Genomic DNA, 13634 nt, shown 5'->3' on the forward strand with positions numbered 1-13634 from the left:
TCGGAGCAGCCCTTCCATTGTCTTGCCTGTCGCGGACAGCTTATGCGAGCTGGACCCCCGCGAAGAAGGTCTTGCTCAAATCTGCCGCATGCGGCGTGTGACAATGAGACATTCGACCACCTCCTTTCGCTTGTTGACGATGACGCGAATGTAGGGCTTTTGACGCTTCGTTCAAGGCAGGATCTCGGGGGCGACGACTGCGCGCGGCGCCGACGGTCGAGGTTTATGCTTGCCGTTTTTGCCGCTGACCGGAATATCGGTTCGATCAGCCCTTCGCCAATAAAGGATAGTCGCATGGCCCATGGCACTGCCCGCATCGGCAACGACCATTACCGCACTGAAATTTCGGTCAGCGGTCATGATCTGGTCGCCGACGAAGGCGCCGCACTTGGCGGAAATAATATGGGGCCGGCGCCCTATGACTTGCTGCTTGCCAGCCTTGGTGCTTGCACCGCTATCACTCTGCGCATGTATGCCGATCGCAAGGGATGGCCGCTGGAGTCGGTCGAGGTCGGTTTGCGGCTGCTGAGCAAGGACGGGCTCCGGGTCGACCGTGCGTTGACGATCGCCGGGCTCGACGACGATCAGAAGGCGCGGCTGGCCGACATTGCCGAGCGCACGCCGGTGACGTTGACGCTTAAGGGCGGGTTGGCGATCGACACGCGACTGGTCTGACCAGCTGCCACTGGACAAGTTGCGATCCGCCACTTATATACCAGCCGTTATGGAAATCGAAACCGCCACCGTTGCCACACCGCATAAGGGCCGTCCGCGCGAATTTTGCGTCGACATGGCCCTCGCGGCGGCGCTGCGTGTCTTCTGGTCGAAGGGCTATGAGGGCGCGTCGATGGCCGACCTGACCGAGGCGATGGGGATTACCAAGCCCAGCCTCTACGCGGCGTTCGGCAACAAAGAAGCGCTCTTCAACAAGGCACTCGACCTTTATGAGCGCGAAAAGGCCGATTATATGCGCGCCGCTCTCGAAGCGCCGACCGCGCGCGGCGTCGCCGAGCGGCTGATGTACGGCGCGCTCGACATGTATACTTGCCCGGAGAATCCGAACGGTTGTCTCGGCGTGATCAGCTCGGTCGCGTGCGGCGCCGAGGCCGAGTGCATTCGCGAGGCCGTCGTCGAGCGCGGTGCTGCGGCGAAGCGCGCGATGCTCGAACGATTTGCGCGCGCCAAGGAGGATGGCGATTTCCCTCCCGACACGGACCCCGACGGGCTCGCGCAGTTCCTGATCGCGGTGAACCAGGGCATGGCCGTACAGGCGGGTTCGGGCGCGACGCGCGCCGAGTTGGAGCGTCTCGTCGAAACCAGCCTGAAGCTGTGGCCGGGACGCTAGAAGAAAAATTTTACTGCCCGGTACAGAATGGCCTTGACGCACCGCAGCAATACTTATATACCACTCGGTATACAAAGATAGGCTCTCCCCCGAGACCGGCCGCCGTGTGGCAAAGATCATGCGGCGGCCGGATTCACCATCCAGATTATTTTCCCGGGAGCGGGTCTTGTTCCGGTCGGTGCCTGTTGGCGCACGTCCGCACGACATAACAGGGAGCCGGCGCGCGCATTCGACATGCGGGTGACCGGAGGGGCGGTCGCCTTCTTCGAAGAGGGCCGTCCAGCAATGAGGATTGTTTCAAGACTGGACCGAAGGCGTGCGCTTTCGGGGCCGCGACCCGCTGCGCTTCGCGCGCAGCCGAACCGAACGAAGAGAAGAAGAGGGCACCCCATGACCGTCCACACCCCGATCGAAAAACTCGACCCCGCCGATGCGACGGTCCGCCGCGAACTCAAGACCTTGCTCTATCCCGGCCGTCGCCGTCGTGCGGCATGGATTGGCGCGTTGCTCGTGCTCGTCGTCGGTGCCTGGTGGTTGCTGCGCGACGGCGCACCGCAGGCAGCCGCGGCGCCCGCGCCCGTCCTCACCGTCGCGGCGCCGATCGCGCGCGACGTCACGCTGTGGGACGAATATATCGGCCGCTTCGAGGCGAGCAAAGCGGTCGAGGTGCGTCCGCGCGTGTCGGGCGCGATCACCGCGATCCACTTTACCGACGGCCAGATCGTCCGTCAGGGCCAGCCGCTCTTCACCATCGATGCGCGCCCGTATCGCGCCGCGCTCGCCGAAGCGCGCGCTTCGGCCGCGAGCGCGCGCAGCGACCTCGCACTCGCGCGGCTTGAACTGGAACGCGCCGGGCGGCTCGTCGATGTCGAGGCGGTGTCGCAGAGCGAGATCGACCGGCTTCGCGCAAGGGTAAACGCTGCGAACGCTGCGCTTGCAGGTGCCGATGCCCGCATCGCGGCGCGCGCGCTCGACGTCGAATTCACCGTGGTTCGCGCGCCGCTCAGCGGCCGCATCTCGGACCGTCAGATCGACGCGGGCAACCTGGTGTCGGCGGGCGACGCCGGTGGCACGCTGCTGACCACGATCAATGCCCTCGATCCCGTATACTTCACCTTCCAGGGATCCGAAGCGCTGTTCCTCAAGACCAAGCGCGAAGGCGGCGACAAGGGTGCGACTGTCGAGGTTCGCTTGCAGGATGAAAGCGATTACCGCTGGAAAGGCCAGCTCGACTTTACCGACAATGGTCTCGACCCGCGCTCGGGCACGATCCGCGCCCGCGCCAGCTTCCGCAACCCGGAAATGTTCCTGACCCCCGGCATGTTCGGCAACATGCGCCTGTCGACCGGCCAGACGGCGCGCGCGCTGCTGGTGCCCGCCGCCGCGGTGCAGACCGATCAGGCGCGCAAGATCGTCTATGTCGTTGGCAAGGACGGAATGGTCGCGGCGAAGCCGGTCGAGCTTGGCCCTGAAGTCGATGGCCTGCGCGTCATCCGATCGGGTCTGACGCCGAACGATCAGGTCGTCATCACCGGTTATCAGTTCGCGCGTCCCGGCACCAAGGCGGTCACCAAGGCCGGGAAGATCGCCGCGATGGCGCCGCCGAAGGATGCCGCCGCCGCGGTCGAACCGGTGTCGGCGCAGGCGACCTTCGCGAAGTGATCTTTCTTCTCCCCTCCCGCTTGCGGGAGGGGTGGGGGAGGGCCCGTGACGTTTCATGGCGCTCCCCGCTGCGACTAGCGAGCAAATCTCGCAGTCTCGCTGCCCCTTCCGCAAGCGGGAGGGGATGACCAGACCATTTTTCAGACAGGGGCTCTCCCATGCGCCTATCCCGCTTTTTCATCGACCGGCCGATCTTTGCCGCCGTGCTCGCTATCATCATCACCATCGTCGGCGCGGTCGCCTATATCGGCCTGCCGGTCTCGCAATATCCCGACATCGTTCCCCCGACAGTGACCGTGACCGCGACCTATCCCGGCGCGTCGGCCGAGACCGTCGCCGAAACGGTGGCGGCGCCGATCGAGCAGGAAATCAACGGCGTCGACAATATGCTCTATATGAGCAGCCAGTCGACCGGCGACGGCGTCGTCACGATCACCGTCACCTTCAAGATCGGCACCGATCTCGATGCCGCGCAGGTGCTGGTGCAGAACCGCGTCGCCATCGCGACCCCGCGCCTGCCCGAAACGGTGCAGCGCCTGGGCGTCGTGACGCGCAAGACCTCGCCGGACTTCCTGTTGATCGTGAACCTGGTGTCACCCGACAAGTCGCTCGATCGCGCCTATATCTCCAACTATGCGCTGACCCAGCTCCGCGACCGCCTCAGCCGTATCGACGGGGTGGGCGACGTCCGCCTGTTCGGCAACCGCGACTATGCGATGCGCGTGTGGATCGATCCCGGCCGCGCCGCCGCGCTCGACCTGACCGCGGGTGAGATCGTCGCCGCTCTCCGCCGCGAAAATGTGCAGGTCGCCGCGGGTTCACTCGGCCAGCCGCCGCATGCCAACGGCAGCAGTTTCCAGCTCAGCGTCGAAACGCAGGGCCGCCTGACCGATCCCAAGGACTTCGCCAACATCGTCATCCGCAGCGATGCCGACGGGCGTCAGGTCCGCGTCTCCGACGTCGCGCGCGTCGAGCTTGGCGCGTCGGACTATAATTCGAACACCTATTTGTCGGGCGACCCGACGGTCATCCTCGCGACCTTCCAGCGTCCGGGTTCGAACGCGCTTGCGGCGGCACAGGCGGTCGAGGCCGAAATGGAAGCCGCATCGAAAAGCTTCCCCAAGGGCCTCGAATATCGCGTCATCTATAACCCCACCGAATTTATCGCCCAGTCGATCGACGCGGTGATGGAAACCCTGTTCGAGGCGGTGATCCTTGTCGTTATCGTCATCCTCGTCTTCCTGCAGAAATGGCGCGCCGCGATCATCCCGGTGCTGGCGATCCCGGTATCGTTGATCGGGACCTTCGTCGTGCTTGCAGCGTTCGGCTACAGCCTCAATAACCTGTCGCTATTCGGGCTGGTGCTCGCGATCGGCATCGTCGTTGATGACGCGATCGTCGTCGTCGAAAATGTCGAACGCAATCTCGAAAAGGGGATGAGCGCGCTCGAAGCGGCGCGGACCTCGATGGACGAAGTATCGGGCGCTCTCGTCGCGATCGTGCTCGTGCTCTGCGCAGTGTTCGTGCCGACCCTGTTCCTCACCGGCCTGTCGGGCGCCTTCTATCAGCAGTTCGCGGTCACCATCTCGACCGCGACGATCATCTCGCTCATCCTCTCGCTCACCCTGTCGCCCGCGCTCGCGGCGATCTTGCTCAAGCCGCATGCGGCACCGCAGAACGAAGGTCGCGGGATGCAGCTCGTCCGCCGCGCTGGCGACAGCTTCAATCGCAATTTCGAGAAGATGAGCGACGGCTATGCGCGCCTGACCGACCGGCTGGTGCGTGCGCCGAAGAAAGTGATGATCACCTATGCCGCGCTGATCGCCGCGACCGCGGGCCTGTTCTGGGCGACGCCGACCGGCTTCATTCCCGCACAGGACCAGGGCTATTTCCTCGTCGTCGCCAAGCTGCCTGCGGGTGCCTCGGTCGAACGCACCGATGCGGTGCTGAAGAAGGTCGCCGGCCGCGTACTGCCGATCAAGGGTGTGCTCGGTTCGGTGATGCTCGCGGGCTTCGACGGCCCGTCGCAGACGCTCGCGCCGAATTCGGCCGCCGCCTATTTCCCGCTCAAATCGTTCGAGGAGCGCGGGAAGCTCGGTGTCAATTTCGAAGACATCATGAATCAGGCGCGCGCGAACACCGCCGATATCACCGAGGCGCAGATCGTGATCATCCCGCCGCCGCTGATCCAGGGGATCGGCTCGGCGGGTGGCTACCGCATGATCGTCCAGGATCGCGGCGGGAACGGCTATGCCGCGCTCGCGAACGAGACGAACAATCTGATCGGCAAGGCGAACCAGACCCCCGGTCTCGCCAATGTCTTCACCTTCTTCGACCCGTCGAACCCGCGCATCTTTGCCGACATCGACCGGGCGAAGGCGAATATGCTCGGCGTGCCGCCCGAGCGCGTGTTCGAAGCGTTGCAGGTCTATCTCGGCTCAGCCTTCGTCAACGACTTCAACCTGCTCGGCCGGACCTATCGTGTGACCGCACAGGCCGACGCGCCCTATCGCCAGACCGTCGCGGACGTTGCGAACCTCCAGACGCGGTCGGACAGCGGCGCGATGGTGCCGATCGGATCGGTCGCCAATTTCGAGGACCGTACGGGGCCGTACCGCGTCACGCGTTACAACCTCTTCCCGGCGGTCGAGATCGACGGCGACACAGCTCCCGGCGCATCCTCGGGCGCGGCGCTGACGACGATGGAAAAGCTCGCGGCGGACTCGCTGCCCGCGGGTTACGGCACCGAATGGACCGGTATCGCTTTCCAGCAAAAGGCGGCGGCGAACACCGCGGGGATCGTCTTCGCGCTCGCGGTGGTCTTCGTCTTCCTCGTGCTCGCGGCACAATATGAAAGCCTGATGCTGCCGCTGGCGATCATTTTCATCGTGCCAATGTGTCTGCTCGCGGCGATGGTCGGCGTGAATTTGCGCGGCATGGACAATAATGTGCTGACGCAGATCGGGCTCGTCGTACTCATCGCGCTTGCGGCGAAGAATGCGATCCTGATCGTCGAATTCGCCAAGCAGGCCGAGGAGCAGGACGGCCTGTCGCCGGTCGAAGCCGCGGTGCGCGCGGCGCGCGACCGTCTGCGCCCGATCCTGATGACCAGTTTCGCCTTCATCCTCGGCGCCGTGCCGCTGCTGATCGCGAGCGGGGCAGGGGCGGAATTGCGCCAGGCGCTCGGCACCGCCGTATTCTTCGGCATGCTCGGCGTGACGGCGTTCGGCCTCATCTTCACCCCGACCTTCTACGTCGTCGCCCGCTCGCTCAGCCTTTGGTCGGCCGAGCGGCGCGCGCGGCGCGGGTCGGACGACCATGGGACGGCGCTGCCGGTTCCGGCGGAATAAGGAACAAGATCATGATCCTTCGCAACATCCTCACCGCCGCCTCGGCGCTGGCGCTCGCCGCCTGCGCGGTCGGCCCCAACTATGCCGAGCCCAAATCTGCGTCGGCGCCCGTCGCGACCGGGCCGTTCGTCTCGGCGAACAGCCCCGCCGTGTCGCTCGCGCCGGTCGCGGGCGACTGGTGGCGCCTCTATGACGATCCCGTCCTCGACGGGCTCGTCGGCGATGCGCTGAGCGCCAACACCGACGTCCGCGTCGCGGTCGCCAACATTGCCCGCGCCCGCGCGTCGCTCCGCGGCGCGCGCGCCGACCGCCTGCCGCAGGGTCAGATCGGCGCGGGCGCCAATTACGGCCGCAGCCCCGAAGGCCAGCGTCTCCCCGGCGCCGACCGCGAAGATTGGGCGGTCGATGTCGGGCTCAACGTCTCGTACGAGGCCGACCTGTTCGGGCGCGTCAGCCGCTCGGTCGAAGCCGCGCGCGGCGACACCGCCGCCGCCGAAGCCAATGCCGATGCGGTGCGCGTGATCGTTGCCGCCGACACGACCCAAGCCTATGCCGACGCCGCCTCGGGCGCAGCACGGCTCGACGTCGCACGCCGCATCGTCGGGCTGCTCGACCAGCAGGTAAAGCTGACCGAACGCCGCAAGGACGTTGGAATGGCGACGGGGCTCGACCTCGCGCGCATCACGACGCTGCGCGACCAGCGGTCGGCCGACATTCCTTCCATCGAAGCTGAACGGCAGGCGGCGTTATTCCGCCTCGCGACTCTGACCGGTCGTGCCCCCGCTGCGCTCCCCGCCATCGCGGCGGACCGCAACATCAGCCTCGAGATCACCGACCCGATCCCAGTCGGTGATGGGGCGGCGCTCCTAAAGCGCCGTCCCGATATTCGCGCCGCCGAGCGCCGCCTCGCCGCCGACACGGCGCGCATCGGCGTTGCGACCGCCGACCTTTATCCGCGCATCACGCTTGGCGGCTCGGCAGGGTCTACGGGTGCGGGCTTTGGCGATGTGTTCGGTGGCGGGCCGATCCGCTGGCTCCTCGGGCCGCTGCTCAACTGGGCCTTCCCCAATCAGGAACCCGCGCGGGCACGGATCGCGGCGGCAGAGGCCGACACACAGGCATCGCTCGCCGAATTCGACGGCACGGTGCTGCGCGCGCTCGAGGAAACCGAGACGGCGCTGTCGTCTTATGCGCGCTCGCTTGAACAAAGGCAGGCGCTCCGCGCCGCGCGCGATCAGGCCGAACGCGCCGCGCGGATCGTGCGTGCCAAGCGGCAGGAGGGCGCGTCCGATTCGCTCGAATGGCTGGATGCGGAGCGAACCTTTGCCGAGACCGAAGCGGTGCTCGCTGCGCAGGACGGGCAGATTTCGCGGCGCCAGATCGCATTGTTCCGCGCGCTCGCGGGGGGCTGGTCGACCTGATCCATACGTCTGCATGATTTGCCAAGTCGAGGATTAACCGGGATAGATGCCTGCCCCGGTTAATCCACGAAGGAATGAAGTCATGCGGATCCTGATGGCCGCTTTTGTGCTGCTCGCCGCAGCCCCGGTTTCGGCACAGCAAGTGCGGCCATCGGAGACGGCGTCCTCACCCGATGGCCATATCGTCCTCACCGTTTCGACCGACAATGACGAGCGTCCGATCTGGTCGCTGTCGCGCAAAGGCAAACTGCTCATCGCGCCGTCAAGCCTCGGCTTTCTGCTTACCGATGGCCCCGCGCTCCAGAGCGGTTTCCGGATCGACGGCGCCGAGAAGGCGAGCGGCGACGCGACATGGGAATTGCCGTGGGGCGAGCGCCGCTTCGTCCGCGATCATCACAATGAATTGCTCGTGCGCTTTCACCAGCATGAAAGCCGCGGCGGGCATCTGATGAACGTCCGTTTTCGCCTGTTCGACGACGGCATCGGCTTTCGGTACGAGCTGCCCGAACAGCCGGGGATGACCACCGCAAAGATCGCCGACGAGGTCACCGAGTTCGACATCGCCTTACCCGGCACCGCCTGGTGGATCACCGGCGGGGAGTGGAATCGCTACGAGCAGATTTACCAGAAGACGCCGATCGACGGCGTCGCGACCGCGCATACGCCGATCACGATGCGCCTCGACGACGGCACGCATCTGGCGTTCCACGAAGCGGCGCTCGTCGATTATTCGGCGATGTGGTTCAAGCGCGCCGAGGGGCGGAAGTTTCGCACGACGCTGTCGCCTTCGTCGCGCGGGCCGCGCGTGACCCGCGATCTGCCCTTCGCAACGCCCTGGCGCACGATCCGCATCGCCGACGATGCAGCGGGGCTTGTGACAAGCGACCTCGAACTCAATCTCAACGAACCGAACAAGCTCGGCGATGTCAGCTGGGTGAAGCCGATGAAATATATCGGCATCTGGTGGGGCATGATCCGCGGGCCGTGGAGTTGGGGCGAGGGGCCGAATCATGGCGCGACCACCGCGCGCGCCAGGCAATATATCGATTTCGCCGCGAAGCATGGTTTCGGCGGCGTGCTCGTCGAGGGGTGGAACACCGGCTGGAACGGCGGGGCGTTCAACTTCACGCAGCCAGCGGCCGACTTCGACCTGAAAGCGGTCACCGACTATGCGCGCAAGAAGGGCGTCACCTTGATCGGCCATCACGAAACCAACGGCAATGTCGCGAATTACGAAACACAGCTTGAGGATGCGATGAAGCTCTACGGCAGCCTCGGCGTCCGGTCGGTCAAGACGGGTTATGTCGCCGACGCGGGCGGGATCGTCACGCCGGGGGCTACCCCGGGCACGACCGCGATGGAGTGGCACGACGGCCAGTGGCAGGTGCGGCACCATCAGCGCGTCGTCGAGACCGCGGCAAAATATCACCTCGCGGTCAACGCGCACGAGCCCGTCAAGGACACCGGCCTCCGCCGGACCTGGCCCAATGCCATCACGCGTGAGGGCGCACGGGGCATGGAATATAACAGCTGGAGCGCGTTCGCGAACGGCGGTCCCGACCATGAACCGACGCTCGTCTATACGCGCATGCTGTCGGGGCCGATGGACTATACACCGGGAGTGCTCAGCCTTGCCGGGTCGAACGAGATGCCGATGGCCTCGACGCTGGCGAAGCAACTCGGCCTCTATCTCGCGATCTATTCGCCGGTCCAGATGGCGGCCGACCGCATCGAGAATCTGGCGGCGCATCCGCGCGAACTCGCTTTCATCGGCCAAGTGCCGACCGACTGGTCCGACAGCCGGCTGCTCGCGGGCGAGGTCGGCGACTATGCGATCTTTGCGCGCAAGGACCGGAAGAGTGCCGACTGGTATGTCGGCGGGGTCAACGACGGCACCGAACGCACGCTGACGCTGACATTCGATTTCCTCGATACGGGCAAGAGCTATACCGCGACAATCTACAAGGACGGAGAGGGCGCGACCTATCTGACCGACGCGCGGCACAAGATCGCCTATGAAACGATCCGGGTGGAAAAAGGCGACGCCTACAAGCTTTGGCTCGCCCCCGGCGGCGGTGCGGCGATGCGTCTCCATCCGGGAAAGTGAGCCGGCGCTAGACGATGTTGCTCGGCGCTCCGCCGGGCGACCAGAGCTGCGCGGCCAGCCGGTGCAGCGCGCGCGAAAGTCCGCGACGGTCGATTGTGCCGCCCAGCGAAATCCGCATCGCCTTGGGCGCCTCGGGGGCGACCGCAAACCGGTCCGACGGCACGCCCGACAGGCCGTCGAGCGCGAGTGCGGCGGCGAGCGTTTCGGGATGGCTGTCGTCGGCCAGCGGCAACCAGAGGTGATAGCCCTGCGGATGCGCGGCATGGCGCGCGTCGCCGAGTATGGTGCGCGCCAGTTTCTGCCGCCACGCCGCTTCCTTGCGCACCGCGTCGACGAGGCGGTCGAACGTCCCGTCGGCGAGCCACAATGATATCATCGCCGCGTTGAGTGGCGGCGCCATCACTGCGCTTTCGTGCTGGCACGAGGCGAGTTGCATGGCCTCGGCCACCCCCGGCGCCCGGACAAAACCGACGCGGAGCGCGGGCGACACGATCTTCGCCATGCTCGCGATGTACCAGCCGATTTCGGGTGCAAAGCTTGTGATCGCGGGGATCGGCACATCGGGCAAAAGGCCATAGGCGTCGTCCTCGATGATCTGGACGCCGGCATCGCGGGCCCATTTGGCGAGGGCTTTGCGCTCCCCGGCCTCGATCGTCGATGCGGTCGGATTATCGTTCGTGGGAACAATATATAGCGCGCGAAGCGGCACGTCGGCGTGCGCCGCTTCCAGCGCGCGCGCGGTTATCGCGGCCAGCGGCACCAGCGAGACGCCCATCCGGCGGGCGATCGCGCGAAATCCGGGATAGACATGATCGCCGCATGCCACGCGATCGCGGGGCTTCAGGATCGTCGATGCAATCGCGTGAAGCCCGTTTTGCGCGCCAGCCGTGACGACGATCTGTTCGGGATCGGACGACAATCCGACACGCCGCAACAGCTCGGCGCCGCTCTCGCGGTCCGCCGCCGCACCGCCGGGGCGCTGATAGTGGAGGCGGGCGATGCCGTCGCCGCGCGCCAGCATGGCGAGCGCCGACGTCATCGCATCGGCAAGATGGCTTTCGGCCGAAACCGGCGGGCTGTTCATCGCGATGTCGTTCTGCGCTGTCGTGGCGATCTCGCCGGTCCGCACCTCGTCGCTGATAAAGCTGCCCGCGCGCCCGCGCGCGACGATCAACCCGCGTTGCCGCGCAAGATCATAGGCTTTTGTGACGGTCGTGAGGTCGATACCGAGCCGCGCGGCCAGGTCGCGCTGGGGCGGCAAACGGTCGCCATGACGCAGCTCGCCGCGCGCGACCGCGGCGGCGATCGCCGCGGTTACCGCCTTATATTTCGGCCCTGCGGCACCTGCGATATCGGGCGCCCATGCGTCACTTGCCATGCCGTTCGTCCGCTTCGTGCTTTTCGCGTGCATTCAGCTTCGCCCACAGATGCTCGGTCCCCGATTCCTGCGCCTTGTTCACATATTGCGAGGCGACCAGCCAGCCCTTGATCGGGCGCAGCGGCAGGATGCATCCGATGACCATGATCGGAATCGAAAAGACCAGGTGCACCCACAGCGGCGGGCTGTAGGCGATCTGCATCCACACGATGACAAAGGTCAGCGGAAAGGCGACGATGCATTGCGAGAAAAAGGCGGGACCGTCGTCGGGCGCGGCAAAGCTGAAATCGAGCCCGCAATTGTCGCAGCGATCGGCGAGCTTCAGCCATGACCGGAACATATGACCCTTGCCGCATTCGGGGCATTTGCCGTGCCAGCCGGACCACAGAATCCAGCGCAGCTTTTCGTTGCCGATATCACCGCTCGCCATGTTCGACTCCATCAGTTGCAGGATAAATACCATGCAAAGTGCATATGGTGCAGAGATGGGCCAATTGAACTCTTTATATAAATCATTGAAATAAATATCATATAATGACTATGATAATATTAGCATGGAGAATATTTCGATATCAGCCATGCACAATAATCCTATATCGATGTGTTTTCGATCATTGGGGTGCTTTTCACCGGACAAACGCCTTCGTTTTATGCCGGGCGTTCAATGTGGGCAGCGAATCGGCGCGCAATTCCACCCTCTTCCCGGCACGGGGCATCATCCCCGCTTCATCGTCCGCGGCGCGCCGCCGAAGCGGTTCGATCTTCCTCCAAATAGGCCAAAGTCCACCGCTCCTGGGTGGTGCGGGCTGTGCCGGCCATCGTTTACGCGGCTTTTACCAGTTCCGGTGCATAACATTTACCAATGTTTGCGACTGGGGATAAATGATGGACAGCATGCGCGGACTGCTTTCGAGCAGCCACGACCAGGAGGACGGAGCGATCGATGCGCCCGCGTCCGTCGGTGTCGACGAACGGCGGATGCAGGTGCGGGCCTATAATTACTGGGCCTCGCTGCTCGCCGACCGCGCTTATCCTTCGGTCGAGGACCTCGATCTCGACCGCGCCGATTTCGGTTCGCATTCGGTGCTGCTCGACTTCACCGCCGGCGTCGAAAACCCGGGGCTCGCTTTCCTCGGCGACAAGCTGCGCGAAGAATCGCAGATCGACGAAGACGTCCATTATATCAGCCAGATTCCGGGGCGTTCGTTGCTGTCACGGCTGACCGATCATTATCTTCAGATTATCGCCAATCGCGCGCCGATCGGCTTCGAGGCCGAATTCGTCAACGATCGCGGCGTGACGATCATGTACCGCGGCATCTTGCTGCCCTTCTCGTCCGACGATGACTCGATCGATTTCATCATGGGCGTGATCAACTGGAAAGAAGCCGTCCCCGCCGACCAGGCCGAGGAATTGCAATTGTCGGTCGAACAGGCGCTGCGCAGCGCGGCGCCGCTGACCGCACCGGTGCCGGTCTGGGCCGACGGCCCCGATTCGGAGCATCTCGACGACGATGTCCCGACCGATGCCACGCCCGGCTTTGCCGCGCTGGGCGACGGCGCGGACCTCTTTTCGGACGCAGATGTCAGGGACGAAGAGCAGGCGCCGGTCGATCCGGGGCACGATGCCGAACTTGCCGACTGGCTCGCGCTTGCGCGCGAAACCGCTGAACGCGCAATCGCCGCCGACAGCCGGAGTCGGGGTGCACTCTATCAGGCGGTCGGCAAGGCGTGGGATTTCGCGCTCGCCGCCGACGAACAGCCCGACGCCTTTGCTGCTTTGCTCGACGATGCCGGGCTGGCGGTACAGGATCGCGCGCCGATGACGCCGGTGGTGAAACTGGTTTTCGGCGCGACCTATGACAAGACGCGGCTTGCCGAATATGCTTGCGTGCTCGGTCACGCGAAGGACGAGGGCGTCGGCCGCGGCGAACTCGCCACCTATCTCGATCGCTATCCGGGCGGGCTCAAGGGGCTGGTCAAGGATGCGCGCGCGCGCCGCAAGCCGGACAATAGCAGCGAGCGGCCGGACGAGAAGCTCGAAGCATTGCGCCGCGCGCACCCGGCGCTCATCCTCGAGCATGACGCCGGAGACGCCGAATTCGTCGTGCTGATCGCGCGCGCGATGCCCGGCGGGCATATCGGGATTGTCGCCAAGGCGGCCGACGATCCGGCGCTGGTGGCGAAGCTGGCGAAGAAAGCCGTTCCGATCACCCAAGGCGGCTAGGAGCCTCTGAGAGCGTTCACGCAACAGACGACCCGAAAATTGAAATTATTTAACGTGGACGCGCGAACGAGGCCTTGAGCCGCGCGCCGCGCAGGCGCATAGGGGGCGGCAGCGAACGGGCCCCCGCCGATCGTCGGCTGGGATC

9 protein-coding genes are annotated in these 13634 nt (G+C 65.1%); 7 read left to right on the forward strand and 2 right to left on the reverse strand.

Annotated elements, in window-relative coordinates:
• The first annotated feature begins 294 nt into the window (after positions 1-294).
• The 6 genes from AC3A43_RS10430 to AC3A43_RS10455 all read left to right on the forward strand — a co-directional run bounded on the left by AC3A43_RS10430 (position 295) and on the right by AC3A43_RS10455 (position 9885).
• Entirely contained in the window at positions 295-675 is a 381-nt protein-coding gene (locus AC3A43_RS10430) for an OsmC family protein (protein WP_487792476.1), read from the forward strand.
• A 49-nt stretch (positions 676-724) separates the two neighbouring features.
• Positions 725-1345 carry a TetR/AcrR family transcriptional regulator gene (locus AC3A43_RS10435; RefSeq protein WP_487792477.1) on the forward strand — a complete coding sequence of 207 codons (621 nt, stop codon included), beginning with the start codon at positions 725-727 and terminating at the stop codon, positions 1343-1345.
• 390 nt (positions 1346-1735) lie between these two features.
• Positions 1736-3007 (forward strand): efflux RND transporter periplasmic adaptor subunit, encoded by a 1272-nt coding sequence (locus AC3A43_RS10440; protein ID WP_487792478.1) that lies wholly within the window; start codon positions 1736-1738, stop codon positions 3005-3007.
• 158 nt (positions 3008-3165) lie between these two features.
• A complete protein-coding gene (locus AC3A43_RS10445) occupies positions 3166-6357 on the forward strand; it encodes an efflux RND transporter permease subunit (RefSeq protein ID WP_487792479.1) in 3192 nt (1063 codons plus the stop codon).
• Positions 6358-6368: 11 nt separating this feature from the next.
• Positions 6369-7778, forward strand: coding sequence for an efflux transporter outer membrane subunit (locus AC3A43_RS10450; RefSeq protein WP_487792480.1), 1410 nt, complete (start codon positions 6369-6371; stop codon positions 7776-7778).
• Between the two features lie 82 nt (positions 7779-7860).
• Complete coding sequence (locus tag AC3A43_RS10455; protein ID WP_487792481.1) at positions 7861-9885, forward strand: glycoside hydrolase family 97 protein; 2025 nt, start codon at positions 7861-7863, stop codon at positions 9883-9885.
• A gap of 7 nt (positions 9886-9892) precedes the next feature.
• On the opposite strand, the gene AC3A43_RS10460 is transcribed toward AC3A43_RS10455, so the two are convergent.
• Both AC3A43_RS10460 and AC3A43_RS10465 read right to left on the reverse strand, forming a co-directional pair.
• On the reverse strand, positions 9893-11296 hold the full coding sequence (locus AC3A43_RS10460; RefSeq protein ID WP_487792482.1) for an aminotransferase-like domain-containing protein: 1404 nt from the start codon (positions 11294-11296) through the stop codon (positions 9893-9895).
• A complete protein-coding gene (locus AC3A43_RS10465; RefSeq protein ID WP_487792483.1) occupies positions 11253-11693 on the reverse strand; it encodes a DUF983 domain-containing protein in 441 nt (146 codons plus the stop codon). The genes AC3A43_RS10460 and AC3A43_RS10465 overlap by 44 nt, the downstream gene beginning before the upstream one ends.
• Positions 11694-12148: 455 nt before the next feature.
• On the opposite strand from AC3A43_RS10465, the gene AC3A43_RS10470 reads away from it, so the two are divergent.
• Entirely contained in the window at positions 12149-13489 is a 1341-nt protein-coding gene (locus AC3A43_RS10470; RefSeq protein WP_487793032.1) for a PAS domain-containing protein, read from the forward strand.
• Positions 13490-13634: the final 145 nt, after the last annotated feature.

Source organism: Sphingopyxis sp. Soil_C_28, from assembly GCF_057657055.1.